The sequence below is a fragment of the Rhizobium sp. CECT 9324 genome (genome assembly GCF_918741265.1).
Taxonomy (GTDB): Bacteria; Pseudomonadota; Alphaproteobacteria; order Rhizobiales; family Rhizobiaceae; genus Allorhizobium.
The window spans coordinates 121965-147722 of sequence record NZ_CAKKMZ010000002.1; the positions used below are offsets into that span (position 1 = coordinate 121965).

Annotated in this window: 24 protein-coding genes; 17 read left to right on the top strand and 7 right to left on the bottom strand. The window is 58.6% G+C overall.

All coding sequences use genetic code 11. The features are described 5' to 3' along the window. Positions 1 to 466: 466 nt before the first annotated feature. The 9 genes from LQ231_RS20550 (at position 467) to LQ231_RS27320 (ending at position 7575) form a co-directional block, all read left to right on the top strand. Positions 467 to 721: a plasmid stabilization protein gene (locus tag LQ231_RS20550; RefSeq protein ID WP_230174988.1), complete on the top strand. Its 255-nt coding sequence runs from the start codon at positions 467 to 469 to the stop codon at positions 719 to 721. Further along, the gene (locus LQ231_RS20555; protein ID WP_230173623.1) at positions 718 to 1137 is read left to right on the top strand and encodes a type II toxin-antitoxin system VapC family toxin; all 420 of its coding nucleotides are present in this window, start codon (positions 718 to 720) and stop codon (positions 1135 to 1137) included. Before LQ231_RS20550 ends, LQ231_RS20555 begins: the two co-directional genes overlap by 4 nt. Positions 1138 to 1599: 462 nt before the next feature. Continuing rightward, positions 1600 to 2958, top strand: a complete 1359-nt coding sequence (locus LQ231_RS20560; RefSeq protein ID WP_230173624.1) for a Gfo/Idh/MocA family oxidoreductase — start codon at positions 1600 to 1602, stop codon at positions 2956 to 2958. Positions 2959 to 2972: 14 nt separating this feature from the next. Further along, positions 2973 to 3278: a putative quinol monooxygenase gene (locus LQ231_RS20565; protein WP_230174989.1), complete on the top strand. Its 306-nt coding sequence runs from the start codon at positions 2973 to 2975 to the stop codon at positions 3276 to 3278. Positions 3279 to 3296: 18 nt separating this feature from the next. Further along, a complete protein-coding gene (locus LQ231_RS20570) occupies positions 3297 to 4190 on the top strand; it encodes an NAD(P)-dependent oxidoreductase (RefSeq protein WP_230173625.1) in 894 nt (297 codons plus the stop codon). A gap of 34 nt (positions 4191 to 4224) precedes the next feature. Further along, positions 4225 to 5220 carry a DctP family TRAP transporter solute-binding subunit gene (locus tag LQ231_RS20575; protein WP_230173626.1) on the top strand — a complete coding sequence of 332 codons (996 nt, stop codon included), beginning with the start codon at positions 4225 to 4227 and terminating at the stop codon, positions 5218 to 5220. 55 nt (positions 5221 to 5275) lie between these two features. After that, positions 5276 to 5833 (top strand): TRAP transporter small permease, encoded by a 558-nt coding sequence (locus tag LQ231_RS20580; protein WP_230173629.1) that lies wholly within the window; start codon positions 5276 to 5278, stop codon positions 5831 to 5833. After that, the gene (locus tag LQ231_RS20585; protein ID WP_230173631.1) at positions 5830 to 7110 is read left to right on the top strand and encodes a TRAP transporter large permease; all 1281 of its coding nucleotides are present in this window, start codon (positions 5830 to 5832) and stop codon (positions 7108 to 7110) included. The genes LQ231_RS20580 and LQ231_RS20585 overlap by 4 nt, the downstream gene beginning before the upstream one ends. A 48-nt stretch (positions 7111 to 7158) precedes the next feature. Continuing rightward, positions 7159 to 7575 carry a gluconokinase, GntK/IdnK-type gene (locus LQ231_RS27320; RefSeq protein WP_356637042.1) on the top strand — a complete coding sequence of 139 codons (417 nt, stop codon included), beginning with the start codon at positions 7159 to 7161 and terminating at the stop codon, positions 7573 to 7575. Positions 7576 to 7639: 64 nt separating this feature from the next. On the opposite strand, the gene LQ231_RS20590 is transcribed toward LQ231_RS27320, so the two are convergent. From LQ231_RS20590 to LQ231_RS20600, 3 genes are all read right to left on the bottom strand, one after another. Next, entirely contained in the window at positions 7640 to 8551 is a 912-nt protein-coding gene (locus LQ231_RS20590) for a LysR substrate-binding domain-containing protein (RefSeq protein WP_230173632.1), read from the bottom strand. Positions 8552 to 9117: 566 nt separating this feature from the next. After that, entirely contained in the window at positions 9118 to 9414 is a 297-nt protein-coding gene (locus LQ231_RS20595; protein ID WP_230173633.1) for a type II toxin-antitoxin system RelE/ParE family toxin, read from the bottom strand. Next, on the bottom strand, positions 9411 to 9677 hold the full coding sequence (locus LQ231_RS20600) for a type II toxin-antitoxin system ParD family antitoxin (protein ID WP_230173634.1): 267 nt from the start codon (positions 9675 to 9677) through the stop codon (positions 9411 to 9413). The genes LQ231_RS20595 and LQ231_RS20600 overlap by 4 nt, the downstream gene beginning before the upstream one ends. A 200-nt stretch (positions 9678 to 9877) precedes the next feature. Between LQ231_RS20600 and LQ231_RS20605 the strand changes: the two genes are divergently transcribed. Next, positions 9878 to 10102 carry an integrase core domain-containing protein gene (locus LQ231_RS20605; protein WP_230173635.1) on the top strand — a complete coding sequence of 75 codons (225 nt, stop codon included), beginning with the start codon at positions 9878 to 9880 and terminating at the stop codon, positions 10100 to 10102. A gap of 403 nt (positions 10103 to 10505) precedes the next feature. Here LQ231_RS20605 and LQ231_RS20610 read toward each other — a convergent pair whose 3' ends face one another. Further along, a complete protein-coding gene (locus LQ231_RS20610; protein WP_230173636.1) occupies positions 10506 to 11258 on the bottom strand; it encodes a sulfite exporter TauE/SafE family protein in 753 nt (250 codons plus the stop codon). 288 nt (positions 11259 to 11546) lie between these two features. Between LQ231_RS20610 and LQ231_RS20615 the strand changes: the two genes are divergently transcribed. Further along, positions 11547 to 12812 (top strand): DNA repair exonuclease, encoded by a 1266-nt coding sequence (locus LQ231_RS20615; RefSeq protein ID WP_230173637.1) that lies wholly within the window; start codon positions 11547 to 11549, stop codon positions 12810 to 12812. Continuing rightward, entirely contained in the window at positions 12812 to 16318 is a 3507-nt protein-coding gene (locus LQ231_RS20620; protein ID WP_230173639.1) for an AAA family ATPase, read from the top strand. The genes LQ231_RS20615 and LQ231_RS20620 overlap by 1 nt, the downstream gene beginning before the upstream one ends. Before the next feature lie 153 nt (positions 16319 to 16471). Here the strand turns inward: LQ231_RS20620 and LQ231_RS20625 are convergent, their stop codons facing one another. Genes LQ231_RS20625 through denD form a run of 3 tightly spaced genes read right to left on the bottom strand, consistent with a single transcriptional unit; the run spans position 16472 to position 20152 of the window. Continuing rightward, positions 16472 to 18256, bottom strand: a complete 1785-nt coding sequence (locus LQ231_RS20625; protein ID WP_230173640.1) for an IlvD/Edd family dehydratase — start codon at positions 18254 to 18256, stop codon at positions 16472 to 16474. Continuing rightward, on the bottom strand, positions 18249 to 19172 hold the full coding sequence (locus tag LQ231_RS20630; RefSeq protein WP_290371379.1) for an NAD(P)-dependent oxidoreductase: 924 nt from the start codon (positions 19170 to 19172) through the stop codon (positions 18249 to 18251). Before LQ231_RS20630 ends, LQ231_RS20625 begins: the two co-directional genes overlap by 8 nt. Next, the gene (denD, locus tag LQ231_RS20635; protein WP_230173642.1) at positions 19169 to 20152 is read right to left on the bottom strand and encodes a D-erythronate dehydrogenase; all 984 of its coding nucleotides are present in this window, start codon (positions 20150 to 20152) and stop codon (positions 19169 to 19171) included. The genes LQ231_RS20630 and denD overlap by 4 nt, the downstream gene beginning before the upstream one ends. 204 nt (positions 20153 to 20356) lie before the next feature. Here denD and LQ231_RS20640 point away from each other — a divergent pair, with 204 nt between their 5' ends. The 5 genes from LQ231_RS20640 (at position 20357) to LQ231_RS20660 (ending at position 25714) form a co-directional block, all read left to right on the top strand. Then, a complete protein-coding gene (locus LQ231_RS20640; RefSeq protein WP_230173644.1) occupies positions 20357 to 21802 on the top strand; it encodes an FAD-binding oxidoreductase in 1446 nt (481 codons plus the stop codon). Positions 21803 to 21835: 33 nt separating this feature from the next. Further along, positions 21836 to 22552 (top strand): FadR/GntR family transcriptional regulator, encoded by a 717-nt coding sequence (locus LQ231_RS20645; protein WP_230173646.1) that lies wholly within the window; start codon positions 21836 to 21838, stop codon positions 22550 to 22552. A 176-nt stretch (positions 22553 to 22728) separates the two neighbouring features. After that, complete coding sequence (locus LQ231_RS20650) at positions 22729 to 23898, top strand: fumarylacetoacetate hydrolase family protein (protein WP_230173648.1); 1170 nt, start codon at positions 22729 to 22731, stop codon at positions 23896 to 23898. Between the two features lie 5 nt (positions 23899 to 23903). Continuing rightward, positions 23904 to 24440, top strand: a complete 537-nt coding sequence (locus tag LQ231_RS20655; RefSeq protein ID WP_230173650.1) for a TRAP transporter small permease — start codon at positions 23904 to 23906, stop codon at positions 24438 to 24440. Continuing rightward, entirely contained in the window at positions 24437 to 25714 is a 1278-nt protein-coding gene (locus tag LQ231_RS20660; RefSeq protein ID WP_230173651.1) for a TRAP transporter large permease subunit, read from the top strand. Before LQ231_RS20655 ends, LQ231_RS20660 begins: the two co-directional genes overlap by 4 nt. Positions 25715 to 25758 lie beyond the last annotated feature (44 nt).

The following is a 25758-nucleotide window of genomic DNA, read 5'->3' on the forward strand; positions in this document are numbered from 1 at the left end:
GTGCATTATTGCCGCGTCGCATGATTGGTGTTGCATACCGGTCGCAAGAGCCGACGGGGAGCCGGTCATTCCTCGAGCTCACGCGTTTTCCTAACGGCCAACAGTGGCCGAAGGAGCACTGAATTGGGTATTGCCAACTTCGATCCACCTTCCCGTCCGCAAAGCGCAGAGCGTGAAATCGGCGATATCTCCTCCTTGCCTGGATGCCGACCCGGCATATCGCTGGTTGCGCGAAATGGCGACGACGGTTTGTCGCCAAATAGCTTCATGAATTGGATGGGATGGGGTTGGAGGCAGAGGCGTGACTGAGCAATTGAGGTGCCTGTATCTAAGGGTCTTCGGTTCTGTTCTCATCAAGGCGAAGAACGCGTTACAAGGCCACATTTCTTTCTCACAGCACGACTTGAAAAATGCTATCATTTTTGTTAACGTGATATCACTGCAAAATATGGATTGGAGCGGGTCAATGGCAGCGGTGACAATTCGCAACATCTCTGATGAAACTCATCGGGCGTTACGCGCAAGAGCAGCTCACCACGGCCGTAGTACCGAAGCCGAAATTCGTGACATTCTTGAAGCCGCTGTTCGTCCATCTGGACGCGTGAAACTCGGATCATTGCTCGCGGCCATTGGCCGTGACGCCGAATTGTCAAACAGTGACGTGGAAGCGCTGCAACAAAAGCGTGACGGGACACCGGGAGAACCGATGACTTTCGAATGATCTTGCTAGATACTAATGTAATATCTGAGCCTTGGAAGCCGGCACCTGATACTTGTGTGCTGACTTGGCTTGATGCACAGGCCATCGAAACACTATTTATTTCTGCAATTTCAATTGCCGAACTTCGTTTCGGAATTGCCTCAATGCCTGCAGGGAAGCGCCAAACAATTCTCAGCGATCGCCTTGAAGGTGAAGTTCTTCCGATCTTTGACGGGCGCATTCTGCCCTTTAATGTAGGTACCTCGCAATTCTACGCAGAGCTGATGGCCGGCGGTCGAATATCCGGAAAGGCGATCGGCAAGGCTGATGGATACATTGCTGCCACGGCAGCAGAGAACCATCTCACTGTCGCCACGCGGGATACAGGCCCATTTGAGGCCGCCGGATTGAAAGTGCTCAACCCTTGGGTCGCCTAAGCCTTTAGAATTGCGGGTCGCTGGTTAGAGTTCCCATCAAGGCGTGCGTCATAGAATCAGTTCACTTCATGAGCATGCCAAGCAATAGGCCGAGCCTCCAAAGCCTCAGGTGCGCTCATGCGAAAGCCGCTCAACACTAGCGGTAGTTGCGATAGTGGATTGGTTGCAAGAACACGATAGCGATCAAAGTGGCTCTGATGTGTAGAATTTCTAATGTTTCTGCCGAAATTTCTAAATTGAGCTAATTTTTATTCCTCCTACTATTTCATCATCAGCCGTTGTGGGAGGCGGCTGAGCAAGGATAAGGCAAAGTTGCCTTGTTCTCCGGGAGGAGACAAAAACCATCGTCGGCATCGTATTCGCGGAGGGTCACGTACGGCCAAAATCCGAGAGAATGCTTGTTGCTGATGTTGGCTCCGGCCGGTCTCTACTACGAGACAATCCCCAGCCGAGGATTTTGAAATGAATCTCTACTCACTGCTTTCACTTCGTGCCGCCGATGGACGCCCCGTTAGGGTTGGCCTGATAGGCGCCGGGAAGTTCGGGTCCATGGTTATGGCCCAGGCTCAGCGGATCCATGGCCTTCACCTGGTCGCTGTCGTTGATCTTGACGTCGGCAAGGCAAAGGAATCCATGAGCCGCGTCGGCTGGCCGAAAGAGCGCTACGCGGCGACCGGTTGCGGCGATGCCATCAAGAACGGAACGACTTTCGTTACCGACGATGTCAACGCGATGTTTGAATGCGGCGAGATCGAATGCATCATCGAAGCCACCGGCCATCCGATCGCCGGCACCCGCCATGCGCTGGGCGCCATTGAGCACAACAAGCATGTGGTCATGGTCAATGTCGAAGCCGACGTCATGGTCGGGCCGATCTTGGCGGAAAAGGCGCGCGCCAAGGGCCTGATCTATTCGATGGCCTATGGTGATCAGCCGGCGCTAATTTGCGAACTCGTCGATTGGGCACGTGCGACCGGCTTCGAGATTACTTCTGCCGGCAAGGGCATGAATTTCGAGCCGCGCTATCGCTATTCCACGCCGGATACGGTCTGGGGCCTGTTCGGCTGGACCGAAGAACAGGTTGCGGCAGACAACCTCAATCCGAAGCTTTACAATTCCTTTACCGACGGCACCAAGGCGGCGATCGAAATGGCGGCCGTTGCCAACGGAACCGGCCTCGATTGCCCGGATGACGGTCTCGCCTTTCCGCCGGCCGGTCTGCACGATCTGGCCCGTGTCTTCCGCCCCGTCTCCGATGGTGGCCGCATGGCACGCTCTGGTCTGGTTGATATTGCGGCCAGCCAGGAGCCGGATGGCCGCGAGGTGTTCAACAACATCCGCTATGGTGTGTTCGTCACCTTCAAGGCGCATAACGAATATGCCCGTGCCTGCTTCAAGCAGTATGGCCTGCTAACCGATCCCTCGGGCTGGTACGCATCCATGTGGCGTCCATTCCACATCATCGGTCTAGAGACGTCTATCAGCGTGCTGTCTGCTGTCCTGCGTAACGAGCCGACCGGCTGCTCCAAGGAGTTCCGCGGTGATGCCGTGGCGACGGCTAAAAAAGATATGCAGCCCGGCGAAATGCTGGACGGCGAGGGCGGTTACGCCGTCTGGGCCAATGCCATCCCGGCAAGCCGCAGTCTTGATCTCAAAGCCTTGCCGATCGGTCTTGCCCACAACGTCAAGCTCAAGCGGCCGATCAAGAAGGACCAGATCGTGTCTTTCGACGATGTCGAAATCGTCAATGACCTTGATGTGGTCAAGCTGCGACGGGATATGGAAGATCGCTTCCGTCCGGCCAAGATGGCTGCAGAGTAAGCGCGGTGAATGATATGGACCGCCAGGCTTTTGTCGTGATCGCCGAATTTCAGGTGAAGCCGGGCAAATTGTCGGTTTTCCTGGAAGCGGCCCGTGATGACGCGAAACATTCCGTTGCCGACGAGCCGGGCTGCCGGCAGTTCGACGTGATCTGCCCGGAAGGCTTGGACGACACTGTTGTCTTCTATGAAGTCTACGACAGTCGCGCAGACTTCGACGCGCATCTGGAAACGCCCCATCTGGCGCGTTTCCGCGACGCTTTCCCCCCGCTGATTGTCGAGGAACGCCCGGTTCGCTTCTCGACACGGCGCTATCCGTGAGTGGGAAGGTGTGGACAGATGAATAATCCCACCATCACCGTCATCGGCACCGGCATCATGGGGGCACCCATGGCGTGTCGCCTGGCCGAGGCCGGGTTCAAGGTCACGGCCTGGAACCGGACATTGGACAAAGCATCGGCGCTGCAGGACAGGGGCGTTACCACGGCGGGGAATGCAGCCGAAGCGGCAAGTCGCGCCGATGTGGTGCTCTGCATGCTAAGCTCCGGCCCGGTTTGCGAAGCTTTGTTGATGGGTGATGACGGTGTCATAGCAGCGATGCGGCCTGGTTCGACCCTGCTGGTCATGAGTTCGATCCCAGTCGAAATGGCAGTCGCCGTGTCAAAGGCCGCCGGCGATCGTGGTGTCGACTGTCTCGATGCTCCGGTCTCTGGTGGTGAAAAAGGCGCTAAGGAAGGAACGCTTGCCATCATGGCAGGCGGTGAGGCTGCGATTGTCGATCGTCTCCGGCCGTTGTTCGCTTGCCTCGGCCGCGTGACCCATGTCGGTCCGTCGGGAAGCGGTGCGCTGACGAAACTCGCCAACCAGCTGATCGTCGCCTCGACGATCTGTGCGGTCGCTGAAGCGCTGACGCTGGCAGAGAGTGGCGGCGCCGATCCGGCCCGGGTTCGTGAGGCTCTGCTCGGTGGGTTCGCCGATTCAACGGTCTTTCGTCAGCATGGCTTGCGCATGGTGGAAGGCAACTTCCAGCCGGGCGGTCCGGCGAAATACCAGGTGAAGGATACATCGACGGCGCTGGGTTTTGCCCGAAGCCGTGGATTGACGCTTCCGGTCAGCGAGGAGGTTGACCGGCTTTTCCAGGCCATGGTGGAGCATGGTGATGGAGATCTCGACCACAGCGGCGTCATTCTGGAACTGCAACGCAGGAATGCGGGTGGAGGCAACTCCGCCTGATCTAGAGTCGTAAAAATCAAATGGGAGGAATGAAATGAAACACTTTACACTTCGCAGCCTGCTGGCAGCAGCCACCATGCTCACCACGTCGTTTGCTCAGGCTGAGACGCTCACCCTGTCGACACCGGATCCGGATACATCGGAAATCACCGTTGCCGCCAACAAGTTTGCCGAGCTTGTCTCCGCCAAGACCAATGGCGAATTGACGATCAAGGTCTTCCCGAATGGAACGCTTTATGGCGGCGATCCATCGGCTGCAGTCAAGCAGCTCGCCGGCGGTTCTCTGGACATGTTGGTGCTGGCGACCTCGCTCTATGCGAACTTCAATCCGAAATTCTCCGCCATCTCCATCCCTTATCTGTTCGATGACGAGGCGCAGCTGCGAAGCTACCTCGCCGGTGAGCAGGGGCAGGAACTGATTGCCGATCTCAACAATATCGGCATCAAGGGCGTCAATCTCTGGCCGCGGCCATTCCGCCAGATGACCAATTCCAAACACCCGATCGAGAAGCCGGAAGATCTGGTCGGCCTGAAGTTCCGCGTGCCCAACAATCCGCTATGGGTCGAATTCTTCAAGAAGATGGGTGCGGCGCCGACCCCGATGGCCTTCGCCGAAGTCTATAACGCCCTGCAGCTGAAGGTCGTCGACGGTCAGGAAAACCCGATCAACGTGCCGCTCAGTGCCAAGTTCTTCGAAGTGCAGAAATATGCTTCGATCACCAACCACATGGGTGATGGCTGGGTGCTCGGCATCAATCCGGCCAAGTTCGAAGGCCTGAGCGATGCGCACAAGAAGGCCATCGAGGAAGCCGGCAAGGAAGCCGAAGCCTGGAAGGTTGAAAACGACGCGGCAACCGCCGAAAGCACGATTGCCGAACTGCAGAAAAACGGCATGGAAGTCAATCGTTTGACGGCGGAGCAGCAAAAGGCGTTCGTCGCTGTCTCGAAGGAGCTATACCCCGTCTTTGCCGACTTGGTGAAAGATCAGGTTTTCTTCGACAAGACTGTTGCCGCCGTCGGCAAGAACTGATCCGCGGGCCCCAACCGGATCGGACGCAAGGCCGATCCGGACAGGAGAATATGGCATGTCCAAAGACCCCTCAATGTTCGGCAAGGCCCTCAAGGTCGCGACCGATTTTGCAGCTGGTATTGCCGTCATCGGTGTGCTGCTCGTCGTCCTGCTTCAGGTTTCCAGCCGCCTGCTTGGTTTGCCGGTCTCGTGGACCGAAGAAGCAACCCGCTATCTTTTCGTTTGGATGATTTTCCTTGGTCTTGCGGCCGGGTTCAGAACGGTCGAGACCGCGCGCGTCACCGTTCTGATCTCCATGATGCCCAGTTTAATCCGTCGACTGTCCGTGCCGATCTACGTGGTCAGTTCGGTAGTCTTTTTCGCACTGACGGGATGGACCGGCTATCACCTCGTCCAGCAGCAATGGATGATGAACGAGACCGCTGCGACCCTTGCCATTCCCATGTGGCTGATCGGCACGATCATGCCGCTCAGTTCAATCCTGGCAGTGCTTGCGATCGTTGAATCGCTGAGAACCCGTCGCGACCTGATCGAGCTTCCTGACCCTTTGCAGGTCATGCCCGAAATCCGTCTCGTTGAAAGCGCCAAGCCAAAGACGGAGAAGCAGCTATGAGCCTTGTTCTTCTTGCCCTCTTCCTTGTCATGAGTGCGCTGGGTGTTCCTCTTGCCGTAGCCCTCGGGCTCGCCAGTGTGGCCGCGATCCTGTTCTTCACATCGACGCCGATCGATCTCCTGGCTCAGAGCATGTTCTCGGCCATGAACTCGTTCCTGCTGGTCGCGGTGCCTCTGTTCATCCTGGTCGGCGTGCTGATGGAACGTGGGCGCGTTGCCGAAAAGCTGTTCGACTTTGCCGAAGCCACGGTCGGCTGGCTGCCGGGTGGCCTTGGTCACGTCAACGTCGCCTCTTCCGTCATCTTCGGTGGGGTATCCGGTTCCTCTGTCGCCGACATCGCCTCGATCGGTGCTATCGAGATCAAGGCAATGGAGCGCCATGGTTTCCCGAAGGGCTATGCCGTCGGCATGACGCTGTGCAGCTCGACCCTGTCTTCAATCATTCCCCCCTCGATCCTCATCGTGATTGCCGGCTCGATTGCCAATGCCTCAATCGGCACCTTGCTGGTTGCGGGGTTGATACCGGGTCTTTTCATTGCGCTGATGCTCATGGTGTTCAATCACATCTACGCCGTGCGCCACGGTTTCAATCCGCCGACGCCCTTCAATGTCCGCCAAGTCGTTACGACAGGCATTGCTGCGATCCTGCCGATGCTAACGCCCGTCATCCTGATGGCCGGCATCGTCGGAGGCTATTTTACGCCGACGGAAGCAGCCGGCATTGCTGTGCTTTACACGCTTTTCCTCGCGGTTGTGCTCTACCGGACAATCAAGCTTAGCGACTTACCGGGCATATTCGTTGAAACTGCGCGCACATCGGGCACGATCCTATTCATTGCAGCAACCGCCAAGCTTGCCGCCTGGGTGTTCACCTATGACGGCCTCCCGGCGCAGGTCGCGACGTTCCTCGGTGCGATCAGCACGGGACCCACTATGGCACTGGTGATGATCTTCCTCTTCCTCATTGTCGTCGGCATGTTCATGGATGCGATTGCGGCCATGTTCATTCTGATCCCGGTCCTTCTGCCGCCTGCGGTTTCACTGGGAGTGGATCCCATCCATTTTCTGATCGTCATGGTCATTACCTTAACGCTTGGCCTGGTGACACCTCCGGTCGGGGTTTGTCTTTTCGCGGTGGCGCAGGTGGCGAAAATGTCGATTGAGGACGTCATCAAAGGTTCGCTTGCGCCAATGTCCATCCTTGTGGCTGCGATCCTCGCTCTGGTGCTGTTCCCGCAATTGACACTGGCTCCGATAAAGCTGCTTGGTCTTTACTGAGATGGCAGAAGACATGAGTTACCCTCCCATGACGATTTCATCGTCATCATGGGGGTCGCCGGATGCGGCAAATCCGAAGTTGGCTTACGGCTGGCGCTAAGGTTCGAAGGCGCTTTTGTCGAGGCCGACGATCTGCATTCGGCTGATAATGTCGTTCGCATGCGGCAGGGCATCCCGCTGACGGACGCGCTACGCGGTCCGTGGCTAAACGCGGTGTGCGATCGGGCGTTGTCTTTGCGACAGTACCTGGTCATCATTTCTTGCTCGGTACTGAAGCGCAGCTACCGGGATCTCCTGCGGTCCCGTTTGGGATCCGTCCGTTTTGTCTTTCTCGATGGATCGCCAGGCTTGATTGCGCAAAGGCAGCAGACCAGAAGCAGCCACTTCGCAAGTTCCTCCTCGCTGGAGAGCCAGTTGGTGACGCTTGAACCACCCGGGATCGATGCAAAACTCGATCCGGCTTGATATCGAGCTCTCGTTGGAGACGATCACGCACAGGACCACCATCTGGTTGAATGGCATGACAGGCTCAGTCTGAAAGCGCACCCAGCGGATGGGCCTGTTGCCAGATGTCACGTTCGGCACGCAACCACTCCAGAAAGAGCCGCACTTTCTTCTGGCGCAGATGATCGCGCGGACAGACGATCCATTGGGTTACGATTCGAACGACCGGCGGTGAGACGACGGGACAAACCAGTCGCCCGGTTTTAATTTCCTCTCCCATCATCAGTGTGCTTTCGAGCGCTATCCCCATCCCGCGCACGGCAGCATCGATCGCCATATGGCTGCGATCGAACAAGACCCGTCGCCAGCGTTCTTCCGGCTTGATTCCAGTAAGCGGAAACCAGGTCGTCCACTGTGCCTGTGATTTCGCCGAATGTATCAGGCGCCGATGCAACAAATCTTGCGGGGTCAGGCTGCCGGCTTGGGCATAATCGGTAGAGCAGACGGGATAGAATTGTTCTTCCGCAATGCCCTCGACAAAAAGGCCCGGCCAGCGGCCGTCTCCATGTCGCAGTTCGAGGTCAACAAGCTCCTGATTGAAGTCGGTCGGTTCATTCGTACCGTCGAGACGGACTTCCATATCGGGATGACGATCCAGAAAGGTGCTTAATCGAGGCAAAAGCCATTTGTTAGAAAGGGTAGGGGTGGCGCGGATAGTCAGGGTCTCAACCGACCGGAAGCCCCGGATCGTGCCGGTGGCCTCTTCTATTTGCTCAATCTGGTCGGCAATCATCGAGAAGTAGCGTTCGCCGGCTTCTGTCAGCGTAATGCCGCGGCCGGCCTTCGCCAGGAGCGTGACGCCGAGTTGAACCTCCAACACCTGGATCTGTTGACTCACGGCCGATGGCGTTACGCTCAGCTCCGTGGCGGCCCGTGATATGCTGCCGGCGCGAGCGGCCGTATGGAAAACCAGGATCGACTTGATGGGAAGCTGCATTTTTGTCCGATGTCCGTCTGGGTCCAACCCTTGGGTCTATCTGGAAGAAACGAAACGTTCACGTCAATAGCCGAACCAGAGCAACCATTTCGTGATGGCGGCAAAGCGACCTATGACGCAATGCTGCGATGCAAAAATTGCGTTTCATTCTTGTCGTCGTGTCAGGCATGATGCAGGACGTGGAAATACAAGGTATGTTGTTATGAAGCCGATTCAGCAATCGAAATTCGCCATCATCCGCCAGAAGATGTGGGTTGCAATGGTGTCCTCGCGCGAGCGGGAGGTCAGACGGGTTCTGCGAGAACGCGGTCTCGCCAAATAAGACGGATCGTGCGGCGCAGCGGGGTGCAGCTCACTGAGGCATTGAACAGCGTTTCTGTTGCAGACGGATAAGTGACGCGTTGTCACTTCGTCCTGAGGCCATCCGTGCGGGAGCACGAAGGTTCATCCTGTTCAATGCTAAACGACTATGGGATGGCTGCTCTGCGTGATGGCGCTGAGACACACAGGGTAGCCGCTTAGTTCGGCATTAGCGCGTGAGGTCGCCCCAGATAGGCCGACTTACATTATTTGCCGAACAGGATGGCGCCATAGTCGGCGGCCCCATGCAGGATATGGATGATGACCACCTTCGCGGGTTCGGCGCGGTAGAAGATCAGGTAGTTGCCATGAACGCGCCGACGGATGCCATGGTGCTCGTAGCGGGGGACGAGGGCGAAGCTGTTCGGCGTATCGACGAGATCCTCGCACTTGATCCGCAACTCTCGAACGAATGACAGGGCGCGTTGGGGATTGTCTTGAGCGATGTAATCGGCGATCTGCTCAAGGTCATTTGCCGCCTCGCTGGAAAACTCAAGGATCATGCCGATTTGTCGGCCTTGTCAGCCATCGCACGGTATTTAGCGTCGAGACGGTCGAAGACATCGCTCGCCGGCCTAGTTCGTCCAGCGTCGGCATCGGCAATGCCGCGCATGATGGAAGCATCCAGCGCGGCAAGCCGGGTCTCGCGGTCCTGGACCAGTCGCACGCCCTCACGAAGGACTTCGCTTTTCGAGCCATAGCGACCTGTATCGACGAGTTGCTGGATATAGCTTTCGAGCTGCTTTCCCAGATCGGCGCTGATCATGTGGTCCTCCATCTGATGTGATAGAGACAAGGTAGGCTCTTTATCAACTATTATCAAGAATGATCGTGTTCTCTCCTGCTGTCAGCGCCGGCCATTACAGAAAGCCTCCGCCTGGCTGCATTCACCACACGGACCGCGTATGCCAATACGCAAGTGAGACCTATCGACGAGCGCTCGATGCGGCAGGCCCACAGGGATCCATGAGCGCCGTTGGCAACCCTTATCACAATGCGCAGGCCGAGAGCTTCATGAAGACTCTGAAAGTAGAGGACATCTATCCGGCCGGGTATGAAACCTTCGCAGACGTCGCCGAGCGATTGCGCAGATTCATCGAAGACGTCTACAATGCCAAGCGGCTGCACTCAGCCATTGGCTACCGATCGCCAGAAGAATTTGAAACCCAACTCGCCCAGCAGGCGGCTTAGTTTGAAGCGCCCCGCTGGTCCAGCCCGAGGGGTTCACTCCAAGTCAGCATCCGAAGGCAGAAATGGTCGTATTGGAGGGAGGGTTATGCTCGTGACATCACGCACCTGACGGTTTCAGGCATCCCCCGAGCATGGCGGATAGATCAAGCCAGCCATGGGGTCTGCGGCCTGAGACATGGTCTGGCCAGCCGCAGATGCCATTCTGCTCGACATAGCCAAGGCACCGCGGGTTTGCCTCGTCCATGAAAAACAAAACCGCCAATCGCCCAGGCTCAAGCGCCTCAATCGGATGCCAATTCAACTTCAGTTCCCCAATTATCAGGGGTCATTTATAGGTGGCCTGCTTGCCTCAAGCTTGTGACGCTGCGCGCGCTCGAGGCAAACATGAGCGGTTACTGTCTGTCTAAATACTGAAGACGAAATCCGCTATCAGCTTCAGCGACAGGAAAAGCAGGCCGATCTCGACGATACGGAAGAAAAGGCTCTCTGGCAGGACTTGGGTCAGTCTCTTGCCGACCACCGTGCCAATGATCGCCGCCGGCATCAGCCAGAGAACCAGGGTGCTGTCAAAATTGGAAAACTGTTGCAGTTCCCAATACGGTATCACCTTGGCGGCGTTGATGATGGCAAACAGGATTGTCGAGGTTCCGGCGAATGTCATCTTCTCAAGACGCTGCGGCAGCACGTACATTTGGTAAGGCGGTCCGCCCGAGTGCGAGACGAAACTGGTCAAGCCGGTGAGTGTTCCCCAGAACATTCCTGCCGGGACATCAGCTTCTTTCGCCACTTTCCGGTAGCGGGCGCCCAACCATGCGTTGAGACAGAACATGACGCCGACCATTCCAACGATCATGCCGATGAATATGCTCGACAGATAGGCACTGAACATCCATCCGATGGCGACGCCGAGCAGCGATGCCGGAACGAGTATGGCAAGGTTTCGACCGGAATAACTGCGGCGATAGAGGTAGAGGCCGACCATGTCGCTGGCAATGTAGATCGGCAGCAACAGCGCGGCTGCGGTCACCGGCGAGATGACGAGCGCAAGCAACGGGACAGCGAGGGTGCCGACCGACGGCAGGCCTCCCTTGGAAAGCCCGACAAGAAATGCACACACGAGGGCTATTGTGACTATCAGCGAGGTATGTTCGATCATGCGGTCTGCCCAGGTCCATGCGCGTCGGTAAACGATGCAGCCAGTGTCAACCAAACCACCGGCTCACCCTTTGTCACGCCGCAACAGCGATCACTGAGGTTGGGGAATTTCGACACGCGGTTCTCGCCTAATTTGCAAATGAAGTAAATCGCCAGGGTGCTCGCGTGCCACGTTCCTTTCTGAGACGCGGCTTGCAAAGGTTGATATGCGCATGTCCCGTCGAGCATGGCGGTAGCGGTAGGCAACTGCTTTGTCCTATAGTGGCGGAAATCGCTTCCGGATTCCTTCATGCCATTTCGATTCGTCCATACTGCAGACATCCATCTCGATTCACCCCTCCGCTCCCTGGCACTCCGCAACGGTGAGCTGGCGAATCTGATCGGTGGCGCGACGCGTCAGGCGCTTGTCTCTGTCGTCGATCTCTGCCTGGAGGAGCAGGTCGACGCCCTGGTGATTGCGGGCGATCTTTATGATGGCGATCAGACATCGATGAAAACTGCGCGTTTCCTCGCCAGTCAATTGGAGCGCCTGCACCAGGGCGGTATCGCCGCCTATGTCATCCGCGGCAATCATGACGCGCTGTCAAGGATCACGCAGGAATTGGTGCTCCCGCCGTCGGTGAAAATCTTCGGTGCACGCGCCGAGGTCGTCGCGTGTGGCGGCAGGGGCCTTTCTGTCGCAATCCACGGAATGAGTTTTTCCAAGCCACAGGCGCCGGAGGGACTTTTGCCGAAATACATGGCGCCTGTGCCTGATGCGGTGAATATCGGACTGATGCATACCAGCCTTGCCGGCGCACCGGGTCACGATGTCTATGCGCCGTGCAATGTCGCCGATCTGCATGCTTCCGGCTTCGACTACTGGGCGCTTGGTCATATCCATCAACGCAGGCACCACCAGGGTGGGCGCTCGGTCGTCATGCCGGGCATGCCGCAGGGACGCGACATCAACGAGGCCGGTGCCAAGACCGTGTCGCTGGTCACCATCGCGGACGATCGTTCCATCACCATTGAAGAACGTCTGACCAGCGTTGCGCAGTTCGAGCGGCTGAACGTCGACTTGGGTGGCCTCAGCGAATGGCGCGATGCGGCCACTGCAATCGAAATCGCGCTATCAGGCCTGCGGGAGCGCACGGCCTCGCCTCAGCTGGTCACGCGGTTGCGCCTGGTGGGTGAAACGCCTCTTGCCTGGAAGATCCGTCGCGACATCGACCTGATGCAGGCGGAAGCCGAACAGCGCAGCGACCGGCTTGGCAATACATGGGTTGAAAAGATCGAACTGGCCGTTCAGCCGCCTGGTGAAATCAAGCGCGCAACGGCTGACCCCGTGAGCGAACTGCGGCAGCTGATGCGCGATGACGTGCTCGCCCGTTCGGGGTTTCGTGATCAAATCGGTGACATGGTCCGCGATCTCCTGGCGGACCTTCCGCCAGAGAGCCGGCACTTCGCGGGCGACGATGAAGCCGGCTTTGATCGATTCCTCGACGATCTGCTGGTCAAGGGAAGTGAAGATATTGCCGCCCGCATGAGTGCTGCCGACCGGGATGACGACTGATGCGCCTCAACCGGCTCGACGTGACACGCTATGGAAAGTTCACCGATTGCGTCATCGATTTTGGCAAGGCTACGCCCGGACGTCCTGACTTCCACATTGTCTACGGCCTCAACGAGGCCGGCAAGTCCACAACGCTGACCGCATATCTGGATTTGCTGTTCGGTATGCATTCGCAAACACCCTACAATTTCCTCCATCCCTATAGTGCAATGCGCATCGGTGCGCAGCTGGACATCGATGGCGCCACGCACGAACTCGTTCGCTTGAAACAACGAACCGGCAGCCTGACCGATGAGCACGGTGCAATTGTCAATGACGCCCTCCTGGCACGAGCCCTCGGCGGCGTCTCCCGCGAGGCCTATCGGACGATGTTCTCCCTCGACGACCAGTCGCTGAAGGACGGCGGAAACGCCATCATGCAAAGCAAGGGCGAACTGGGTGAGCTCCTGTTTTCGGCCAGTTCGGGCCTTGCCGGGCTGAGCAAGGTCCTTTCGTCGGCGGCGGAAGAGGCGAGCTCATTTTACAAAAAGCGATCGTCCACCACCAGGCTTGCCGAACTGAAGCGTTCGCTGGAGGCCCTCAAGGCTGAGCGCAACGCGACGGACACGTTCGCGGCAGCGCATGCAGCGCTGACGGCGACCTATAAACAGGCACAGGTTGCCTATGATGCGGCGGCGGCGGAGCTTGCTGAGACGCGGACCCGGCATGTCGAGCTGGAGCGGGTGCTGACGGCGGTGCCGCTTGCATCGGAACTTGCGCGTCTTGTCCAGGACGCTGCCACGCTGGCGGACTTGCCGCGACCGCCCGTCGAATGGTTTGCTCTGCTGCCACAGTTGTCGCGCGATGAAACCCGGCTCCAGGCACTCTTGCAGGAGAAGGACCGCGCGATTGAGCAGCTCGTGTGTGACATCGACGCAATAGCGGTCGATGAAAAGAGCCTCGGTATTGCCGCCCACCTTGAAATGCTGGCCGATGGAAGCGCGCGTTTTCGTTCTGCACAGGCAGACCTCCCCAAACGCCGACAGGCATATGCCGAGCAAGAAGGCATGCTGGTGCGGCTCCTTGCCGATCTCGATCGGGCCGGCGAGGAAAATCCGGAAGTGTTGTTGTTGTCCGCAGCCAACACGGCGATCATTCGCGATCTCATCGAACGGCGTTCTGGCGTTGATGCGGAGCTTATTGCCGCTGAGCGCGAGCTGAACCGGACCCGCAATACTCTGGATCGGCTCCGCGCAGACGCGGCGAATACAACTGAAACGATGGGTTCCGGCGACAGCCAGTCCTTGGCAAAGCTCGAACTGGCACTTGCCCGCCTCGCCGGGTCCGATCTTGTGGGCCGGTTCGTCGTCGAGCAACGTACAAGGCTTCAGCTGCAGCGGACCTTCGATAGTCGTCTGACGCGGCTTTCGCCCTGGACAGGGGACATGGAGGATCTGGCGGCGACGGCTGCAGTGGACGCTCGCCAGATCGAACTGTGGAGATCTCAGGCGACTGCCATCGACCGTCGTGTGGCTGACCACCGCACGCGTCAGCGGGACCTCGTGACGGAGCAGGTCGCGATCGACGCCCGTCTGGCGTCCTTTAACGCCAGTGGCACGATCGATGACGCGACGGCACTAGCGCTGCGGGCTGAGCGAGACATCGCCTGGCAGGTCCATATCGAAGCGCTCGACATCAAGACGGCGAATACTTTTGAAGAGTTCCTGCGCCGGGACGATTCGGCTTCCGCGAGCCGCCTGGCCCATGTGCATGACCTGGCTGAACTGCGCCAACTGCAACAACGATCAGCGGAAAACACGGCTGCCATCCAGAGGCATGGCCAATTGCTGCTTGAGGCAGAGGCGGACTATGCGGTGATCGCGCAGAAAATCGCTACCTGCCTGCCGGAAGTTCTGGTTCGTCACGATGATGCGCTGGAGCGGCTGGCAACGCTGGAAACTTGGTCAGGCAGGCGCTTCGACGCCTTGTCAGCGCATGCCGATCTGCAACAGGCCGACATTGTTATTGCCGATATCGAAAAGGAGCTCGGTGGATATCGCGTCGAACTTGAGGACGGATTGACCCAGTTTCTAAGGACTGAGGCCAAGAACGGGAGGGCGCAGTTGGAAAACCTCTTTGACCAGCCGCTCGATGCACTGGTGCAGGAGGCGCGAGATCTTGTGTCCAAATACCGGGCACAGTCTGAAGCCTTGGCCAGCCATGAGAAATCCGTGGCGGAGCTTTCGCGCGAAATAAACGTGCGTGAGCGTGAGTTGGGTGAGGCACAGGCACGCGCAGACGCATGGCAGAAAGCCTGGCTCGACGCGCTTGGGAAAACCTGGCTGGTGGATCATGCAGGCACAGTCGCCACAATCCGGGAAATTCTTCATGTCCTCGCTAAGTTGCCGGGTATCTTGAAGGAACGTCAGGAAATGGCGCAACGCGTCAGCGCCATGGAACGCGATCAATCGCAGTTTCGAACCGATATGGCTGCACTGCTTGCCCAGTTTGATGATGGCGAAGCGACAGATGATCCGCTTGCCGCCGCCAGCCGATTGCTCGACATGCAAAAATCAGCGCTGCGAAACAAGCAAATCGTCGATGACAAGCAGGCTGAACTGGCAAGATTGAAAGTGGAGCGCTCCACGTTGGCGACCGACCTTGCCGTGCACAATGCGCGTAAGACAGAGCTGACGGCCTATTTCGGCACGGATACCCTGGCAGCGGTTGCTGGGTACCTCGATCAGGCGAAGGAGCGCGAAAGGATCGAAACGCGCATGGTTGCGCTCAAGGAGCAGATCGCACAGACCTTGAGAGCATCAAGTCTTGCGCAAGCAGAAAAACGCCTGACGGATATCGACCCCCACGACGTGGAACGTGAGGCGATGGAGCTTTCGACACGCATCGAGGATCTGGCGGTCCGGGCGAGAGACCTCTATGCCGATGCGACCCGGGCAAAGGATAAGTTGGATGCCGTCGGTGGAGACGACGCCGTAGCGAGGATCGAGACGAAGCGCCGGACGATCTTCGTTGAAATTGAAGAGCTGGCAGCGCGCTATCTGACATTGAAGGCGGGCATTCTCACGGCCGAACAGGCCTTGCACACATATCGCGAAAAGCATCGCAGTTCGATGATGAACCGCGCGTCCGAAGCTTTCCGCCTGATCACCGGCGGCAATTATACAGGCCTTGCCACGCAATTCGACCGGGACAGGGAAATCCTGATCGGAATGGCAGCGGACGGAGCATCGAAACTGGCCGAGGCCATGTCGACAGGCACGCAGTTCCAACTCTATTTAGCGCTCAGGCTAGCAGGCTACGAGGAGTTTGCTGCCGTGCGTCCTGCCGTCCCCTTCATTGCCGACGACATTATGGAGAGCTTCGACAACCCGCGGTCTCTGGAAGTGTTCCGTTTGCTGGGTGAGATGTCGAATATCGGCCAGGTGATTTATCTCACGCACCATTGGCACCTTTGTGAACTGGCGAAGACCGCTGTCCCGGACGTGCAAATCCATCACTTGCCCTGAGGGCTAGAACGTCTCGGAAGCAGATCCTGTCCAAGGGGAGGCCGGGTTGTTGAATGCCCCCGGCTTTTTCTCGCTGACTATTCCTGCCCGCTGCAAACCGGCCATGTCGCAAGGCTAGTCCTTATACTGGCCTTGCGACATGGGATTGCACACTCAGTGATTGTGGCGCGGAAGCTTTTCGGCGAGCTTGCGGAACCCGGGAGCGCCCTCGATGACGGCGCCGTCGGCCAGTTGGGTGACGGTGCGCCGATAGAGCATCTGCCATGGCGTTGCATCAGCAGGAACCGCAGGAATCCCGTCGGCCTTGCGCCGTTCGATCTCGTCAACCTCGACCAGCATGTCGCAGCGACCCAAGTTGAAATCGATGCGGATGACGTCGCCGGTGCGAATATAGGCAAGTCCGCCGCCGGCGGCACTTTCCGGCGAGGCGTTGAGGATCGACGGACTGTCGGCCGTGCCGGACTGGCGACCGTCGCCGATCGTCGGCAGGCTGAGAATGCCCTTTTTGATCAGGTGATCCGGGGGTTGCATGTTGACCACTTCCGCCGAACCCGGCCAGCCAAGCGGGCCGGCGCCACGGATCACCAGGATCGTGCGCTCGTCGATATTCAGGTCCGGATCGTTGATCCGCTTGTGGTAATCCTCAGATCCGTCGAAGACCACAGCCTTGCCATCGAACACGCCTTCCTTGCCTGGCTCGCTCAGGTAACGCTCGCGGAAACCGGCTGAGATGACGCTCATCTTCATGATGGCGAAATCGAACAGATTGCCCTTCAGCACGAGGAACCCGGCGCGTTCTTTGAGGGGCGCGTCGAAAGGCAGGATAACTTCGCGGTCAGTCGATTGCCGGCCTTCCAGGTTTTCGGCCATTGTCTTTCCCGTCACCGTCGGACAGTTGCCTTCGAGCTTGCCAACCTGCAAAAGCTCCCACATGATCGCGGGTACGCCACCAGCCCGGTGAAAGCGCTCGCCGAGATAGGCGCCCGCTGGCTGCACATTGGCGAGCAGCGGAATGTCGAAGCCATGCGTCTGCCAGTCGTCCGGGTAAAGATCGACCCCGGCATGTTTGGCCATGGCCGCCAGATGCGGCTGCGCATTGGTCGACCCGCCGATCGCCGAATTGACCCGGATTGCATTGAGGAACGCCTCGCGCGTCAGAATATCCGACGGCTTGATGTCCTGCTGCACCAGTTCGACGGCGCGACGCCCGGTGCGATAGGCCATCTGGCCCCGTTCGCGATAGGCGGCCGGAATTGCGGCGCAGCCGGTCAGTGACATGCCGAGCGCTTCGGCCATGGCGTTCATCGTCGAGGCCGTGCCCATGGTATTGCAATGGCCGATCGAAGGTGCGGAATCGAGCGCCGACTGGAGGAACTCTTCGCGCGTGATCTCACCGGCCGCATATTTGCGACGCGACCGCCAGATCACCGTGCCGGAACCAACCAGGTCGCCATCGTGCCAGCCGTCGAGCATAGGCCCGCCGGAAAAGACGATCGCCGGGATATCGACGGTCGAGGCCGCCATCAGCGCGGAAGGGGTTGTCTTGTCACAGCCGGTGGTCAGAACGACACCGTCGAGTGGGTAACCATAGAGGATCTCAACCAGGCCGAGATAGGCAAGGTTGCGGTCGAGGGCGGCAGTCGGTCGCTTGCAGTTTTCAAACAACGGATGGGTCGGGAACTCGATTGGAATGCCGCCGGCATCGCGAATGCCGTCGCGGATGCGCTTGGCAAGCTCGATATGATGGCGGTTGCAGGGATTGATGTCGCTGCCCGACTGGGCGATGCCGATGATCGGCTTGCCGGAACGCAGTTCTTCCGGTGTCGTGCCGTAATTCATGAAACGTTCGAGATAGAGCGCGGTCATGTCGAGATGATCGGGATTGTCGAACCAGTCCTGCGAACGCAGGCGACGCGACGCCTTGATGTCTTCAACCATTGTTTTCCTCCCCGCCCTTGGCGGCATTCATTTTTTCCAGGTGCAGCAGCAGGCCGCTGTGGTCTGTATCACCACCCCCGGCCGAGACGAAGTCGGAGAATTCACGGCGCACCTGCTCGGTCAGCGGCAGCTCTAGTGAAAATCGATCAGCCATGGCCTTGACCGCTTCAAGGTCCTTCAACTGCAGCTTCGACGGTCCGCCGGGCGTGAAGTCACGCTTGACCATGCGCGCACCATGTAGTTCCAGGATTCGGCTTTCGGCAAACCCGCCTCGAATGGCATCGCGGAATTTTTCGCGGCTTGCCCCTCCGGCTTCGACCAGGACCATTGCTTCGGCAACAGCACCAATGGTGATAGCGACGATCTGCTGGTTGGCGAGCTTGCAGATCTGGCCTGCGCCAGAAGGTCCGACATGGGTTACCCGACCGAGTGCTGCAAATACGTCCGAGAGCCCGTCGATCACGTCTGCCGTACCGCCGGCCATGATCGCAAGCGTTCCGGCCTCTGCCCCGACCACACCGCCCGACACCGGCGCGTCAACATGAGCAATGCCGCGTTGCAGTAGACGGTTTGCGTGATCCTTGGCGATCGGTGGCGCGATCGAGCTGCTGTCGACCACGACAGCGCCACGCGCCAAAGCCTCGGCTACGCCAGCTTCAAACAGCACCGCATCCACGGCCTTGCCATCGCTCAGCATGGTGAAGACGATCTCGCAATCAGTGGCAGCCGCGGCAGCCGTCTCGGCGACATTAGCGCCTTGCGATTGGAGGGCCTCGGCCTTGGTACGGTCACGGTTCCACACTGTGACCTGATGGCCGGCGGAAAGCAGGCGCCGCACCATCGGTGCGCCCATCAGCCCGGTACCGAGAAAGGCAATCCGGCGCGGTGACGTCTTGGCCAGATAGTTATCGGTCACAGCTTTCCTCCCAGCTCATCCTCGATATGCACGCGGATAATCTCATCAAAGGAGGTTTCGGCGGTAAAGCCAAGCGCTTTCGCGCGGGTCGCTTCAAATCCCGGAGCCCAGCCGGCGACCATCTTGATGATCATCTCGTCCGGCTCGCGGCGGATCAAAGCGACGGCCTTGTCGCCGGCCACGCGGCGCAGCGCCTCGATCTGTTCGCCGACCGTGGCGCTGAGCCCCGGCATGGAAAGCGCCCGGCGCGGTCCGACCGTATCCAGATCGATCGTTGCACCGTGAATGAGAAAACCCACCGCCGAGCGTGGCGATGTGTGCCAGTGACGAACATCGTCGGACACCGGGAGGATGGCTTCCTTGCCGACCAGCGGCTCGCGCAAAATATTGGAGAAGAAGCCGGAGGCTGCCTTGTTCGGCGTGCCTGGACGAATGCAGATCGTCGGCAGGCGGATGGCGATGCCGTCGAAAAAGCCGCGGCGGCTGTAGTCGGACAGAAGCAGTTCGCAGATCGCCTTCTGGGTGCCGTAGCTGGTCAGCGGTGTCGTGTGATAGTCGTCGGGGATCGGATAGGGCAGGGGTGCACCGACAACCGCGATCGACGACGTGAAGACAACGCGTGGCTTGTAGCCGTCAACGCCGTTTGCCAGACGAATAGCGTCGAACAGGTAGCGCGTGCCATCAAGATTGATCCGGTAGCCCTTTTCGAAATCGAGTTCTGCTTCGCCAGAGACGATGGCGGCCAGATGAAAAATGGCGTCGGGCCGCGCCGCGATCAGCGATTCAGCTTCGCCCGGGGCAGAAAGGTCGGCCTCCTTGGCGTGGACCTTGCCGGTAAAACCGTTGGGCCTCTCGGGCGTCACGACATCCACCAGAGTCATCTCTGTGATCGGCTTACCGCCGAGCGCTCCGTCGGTCGTCAGTTTGGCTGCCAGCTTGCGACCAACCATGCCGGCCGCACCAATGATCAGGATATGCATCAGGTCTCTCCTCCCAAGGATATGACCGCCTGCCATCTCGTCGAAACACCTCAACGAAAGGCGGTCAGAAATTTCTATTGTAAGGTTGTCTGATAACCTTATATGATCTGCTTGAAAACAGAATAATTGGGATGCGCTCCAAAAACTCCGGTCTTGCACTGAGCGGCCAGGAGGTTGCAGCGGCCCGCGAAAAGGCGAGACAATATGAACGTGGATGGGATCAGTAAAACCGCGGATCTGCAGGCGTCCTTGCGTGCAGCCCTCTCCAGTGACATGGTTCTCACGGATCCGGCCGAAATGCTGCGCTTTTGTCGCGACTGGCATGGCGACGTCACCAGCGGCGCCGTTGCGGTGTTGCGTCCACGCTCAACCGTTGATGTGGCCAATGCCGTGCGGGCCTGCCGGGATCTGCAGCTGACGATCGTTCCTCAAGGCGGCAATACCGGACTTGTGCTGGGTGGCATACCCGACCAGCCGGACACGCAGGTCGTGATCAGCCTGGAGCGCATGAATGCCATTCGCAATGTCGATGCCGATGACTTCTCGGCCGTCGTCGAGGCCGGCTGCATCCTGTCAGAAATCAAGGATGACGTTGCTGCCCGGGGTATGTATTTTCCCCTCGCACTCGGTACCCAAGGCTCCTGCCGCATCGGCGGCAATGTCTCGACCAATGCCGGCGGGATCAATGTCCTGCGCTACGGTATGACGCGCGAACTGGTGCTGGGCCTGGAGGTCGTGTTGCCCGATGGCACGATCTTCAATGGCCTGTCGACGCTTCGCAAGGACAATCGCGGTATCGACCTGAAGCAATTGTTTATTGGTGCCGAGGGCACCCTCGGCATCATCACGGCCGTTTCGATCAAGCTCACGCCTTATCCGGAGCAGATCGCAACCGCATTGCTCGGGCTCAATTCGCTCGATGATGCAATCAAGCTCTATCGGCGTGCGCGACGCGATTGCTGCGACCTGATGTCGGCGTTCGAATTCATGCCGCCGCTCGCCTTCGTGCTGGCGAGGGAAGCTATTCCAGACCTCGCCATGCCGATTGCCGGCGACTATCCGGCCTATGTGCTGATGGAGATTTCCGGTTCCGGTCTGGTGGATATTGCCGACCTGATGGAACGCTTTCTCACCGGTGTCATGGAGGATGGATTGGTTGTGGATGGGGTGATTGCCGCGTCCCAGGCACAGGCACGCAATCTCTGGCTCTTCCGCGAAGGCATGAATGAGGGGCAGGCCAAGCGCGGTCCGCATATGCGCACTGACATTTCCGTGCAACTGTCACGCCTTGCCGATTTTGTCCGCGACGCCGAACAGGCGGTACTGGATGCGCTTCCTGACTGCGTTTGCGTCTCCTATGGCCATGTGGGCGACGGAAATGTGCATCTGAATGTCCTGCCGCCGGCTGGCATCGTGGCCGAGGAGATAGCTGCCAGGATTTACAAGGCAAAGACGGTGGTCAACCAGGTGGTTGACGATTACTACGGCAGCATCAGCGCCGAACACGGCATCGGTCGCCTGAAGCGTGCCGATTTCGATGCGAGGCTGGACCCGACTAGGCGGGCGCTGTTGACCGCGGTCAAACAGGCAATCGATCCATCTCTGGTGATGAACCCTGGCTGCCAATTGAATTTCCCGAACTTATCGTAGAATAGTCTGGCATTATCAGGGATGGATTACAGAATGGCGGCGGACTTTAGCCAGATCAAGCGGAGCGAACATCTCCCGGCACGCATTGCCGGTCATATCGGCAAGGAAATTGCCGAAGGCCGGATTTTGCCAGGCGAGAAGCTTCCGACCGAGCATATTCTGGCGAAGACCTTTGGTGTGAGCCGTTCCGTCGTGCGCGAGGCAATCGCCCAGCTGCGCAATGAGGGCCTGGTCGATACCCGCCAGGGCGTCGGTGCTTTCGTCACCGAGGGTTTCGGGCGAGGCTCCATTCGTATCGAGCAAAACGATTTGCACGATCGTGACAGCTTCCGCAGCCTCTTCCAGTTGCGCATCCCGCTGGAGATCGAAGCCGCCGGTCTGGCCGCTATCCACCATGACAAAAACGACATGAAGAAGCTGGACGATTCACTGGCCCAGATGACGGGTGCAGAGAAATGGACAGATCAGGGCATCGTAGCCGATCTGGTGTTTCACCGGGCGCTGGCGGCGGCGACCCATAACGAGTATTTCCCACTTTTCATTGGGTTCATCGCCGAGCGCATTAGTGTTGCAATCAATGCAGCGCGCGCGGCTGCCATTCTTGAGGAAATTGTCGAGACCACGATCGCCGAACATGTGGCGATCCGGGATGCGGTGGCAACGCGCGATCCATTGACGGCCAGGGCCGCCATGCACCGCCACCTCATGGGTGCTTCGGGACGGCTTGACCTGACGCTAGAGACGTTTTGAGGGCTGATGGCTCTGGCGCGCAGGACCGGGATAGGTTTTTGGCCGCTTGTCGGCTTGCGTACTGGACATGGAAACTGAGTCAGACTAATAGAGAGCTGGAGCGTTGTCAGACATCCTGACAATAGGGCAAGCGTTGCTGGAGGGCGCGTTTGACCGGATGGAGTGGAGGACGAGATTTGATTTCCGAACGTGTATTGCGCGCAGGTTCTGTTTTGCCGGATGATGCGAACGCTGCGCTTCTGGTCGGACGAGTCTGGTCGAAGGCAAGTGCTGGGCCATGCACGGTCATGGTCGCAGGCGGTCGCGTTCTGGATCTGACGAGCATTGCCGCAACCATGTCGGCCCTTCTCGAGATGACAAATCTGACCGATCTACTGCGCAGCGCCTCCGGTCTTTCCGACCTCGGAAGTCTCGATGATTTTCTCTCCGGCGAAAATGGCACGGTTCTGGCCCCCATTGACCTGCAGGCGGTCAAGGCAGCAGGCGTAACCTTTGCCGACAGCATGCTGGAGCGGGTGATCGAGGAGCAGGCCAAGGGCGATCCGCTGCGAGCGCAGGCGATCCGCGGCAAGCTCGCCCCCGTTCTCGGCGACAGTCTTCGTGGCCTTGTCGCCGGCTCCGAACAGGCGGCCAAGGTCAAGGCTTTGCTGCAGGACATGGGCCTGTGGTCGCAATATCTGGAAGTGGGTATCGGCCCTGACGCCGAGATCTTCACCAAGTCCCAGCCTATGTCGTCTGTCGGTTGCGGCGCGCTGGTCGGCATTCATCCTATTTCGCAATGGAACAACCCGGAGCCCGAGGTTGTTCTGGCATTGCGCTCTGACGGCACGATCGTCGGCGCGACACTTGGCAACGACGTGAATCTGCGTGATGTGGAAGGCCGCTCGGCGCTTCTGCTCGGCAAGGCGAAGGACAATAATGCATCGTGTTCGATCGGCCCGTTCATTCGGCTCTTCGATGATGCATTCACCATGGAAGACTTGCGTCGCGTCAGGGTCGCGCTCACGGTCACCGGTGATGACGGTTTCGAGATGACCGGCGAGAGCCCGATGGAAGCTATCAGCCGCTCGCCGGAAAATCTTGCATCGCAATTGATGAACCGCAATCATCAGTATCCGGACGGGGCGGTACTGTTTCTCGGTACCATGTTTGCCCCTGTCAAGGATCGGCGCGGAGCGGGCCTCGGCTTCACCCATGAGGTTGGCGATCGCGTGGAAATATCGACAAGCAAGCTCGGGCGTCTGGTGAACTGGGTCGAGCGCAGCGATGCCTGCCCGGAATGGACGTTCGGCGTGAGCGCACTCATTCGCAACCTGGCCAGTCGTGGTCTTCTGGAAAAGGCGTGAGGGATATGCAGAAGGCAATAGATCTTTTCTACCGCTTCCTTGAAATACTGCTGATCGTCTTGCTCTCGGCCATGGCGGTCATGGTCTTTGTTAACGTGATCCTGCGCTACGGCTTCAATTCCGGGCTGAACGTGTCGGACGAGCTGTCGCGCTACTTTTTTGTCTGGCTGACTTTCATCGGGGCGGTGGTCGCCTTTCGCGAACACGGACATGTCGGTGTGGAAACGCTGGTGATGATGCTCGGTCGACCTGGCCGCATCGTCTGTATGGTCCTGTCGAACATCATCATCATCGGCGTGTCGGCCATCTTCTTCTGGGGCACCTGGAACCAGGCGCCGATCAATGCCAGCATGGACGCGCCTGTCACCAAGATTTCGATGATCTGGGTCTACGGAATTGGCTTTTTTACCGGAGCAGGCGTCATGATCATCGCGGCTGAGCGCCTGATCCGATTGCTGACGGGGCGCGTGACAGAGGAAGAAATCGCCGCCTTTGCCGGTGAAAACCTGACTGCCGAACAGATGGCGGAGCGCAGCCAATGACTTTGCTTGTTTTTATCGCTTCGCTCGTCGGAGCCATGGCAATCGGCGTGCCGGTTGCTTTCTCGCTGATGTTCTGCGGGGTTGTGCTCATGTGGTTCATGGGCATGTTCAATACGCAGATCATTGCGCAGAACATGATTGCCGGTGCAGATACCTTCACCCTTCTCGCCATTCCTTTCTTCATTCTTGCTGGTGAGTTGATGAATGCCGGTGGCCTTTCTCGCCGCATTATTGATTTTGCCATCGCCTGTGTCGGCCATATTCGTGGCGGCCTTGGTATCGTCGCCATTATGGCGGCAATCATTATGGCCAGCATCTCGGGATCGGCTGCGGCAGACACCGCAGCATTGGCCGCAATCCTCATCCCGATGATGGCCAAGGCAGGCTATAATGTGCCCCGTTCCGCGGGTCTCATTGCCGCTGGCGGTATCATCGCGCCGGTCATCCCGCCGTCGATGGCTTTCATCGTCTTTGGTGTCTCAGCCAATGTGTCCATCACCCAGCTGTTCATGGCGGGTATTGTTCCCGGTCTGTTGATGGGTATCGCGCTGATCGTGACCTGGCTGATTGTTGTTCGAAAGGACAACGTCCAGGCTCTTCCCCGCACATCGATGAAGGAGCGGATGCGCGCCACTACCCGTGCGCTCTGGGCGCTCGGCATGCCTGTGATCATTCTGGGCGGGATCAAAGCCGGTGTCGTGACGCCGACGGAAGCGGCAGTGGTTGCTGCCGCCTATGCATTGTTCGTCGGCGTGTTCATTTACCGCGAACTGAGCCTGCGGGAGCTTCCGCGCGTGATCCTTCAGGCCGCCAAAACCACGGCCGTGGTCATGTTCCTGGTCTGCGCGGCCCTGGTCTCGGCATGGCTGATTACCGCCGCCAATATTCCGGCCGAGATTACGGGCTACATCGAGCCACTGATTGATCGGCCGATCCTGTTGATGTTTGTGATCATGGTGTTGGTGCTTGTCGTGGGCACGGCGCTTGATCTGACGCCGACCATTCTGATCCTGACGCCCGTCCTGATGCCGATCATCAAGCAGGCCGGCATCGATCCCGTCTATTTCGGCGTGCTTTTCATCATGAACACCTGCATTGGCCTTCTGACACCTCCCGTCGGCGTTGTTCTCAACGTCGTCAGTGGTGTCGGCCGGGTACCGCTGGGGCAAGTCACGATCGGCGTTCTGCCGTTCCTGGCTGCTCAGGTCTTCGTTCTCTTTGTCCTGGTCCTTTTCCCGGACATTGTCATCGTGCCTGCTCAATGGCTGCGCTAGCAGCCGGCGACACATTAGTCTCATTCAACAATCCAGGGAGGATA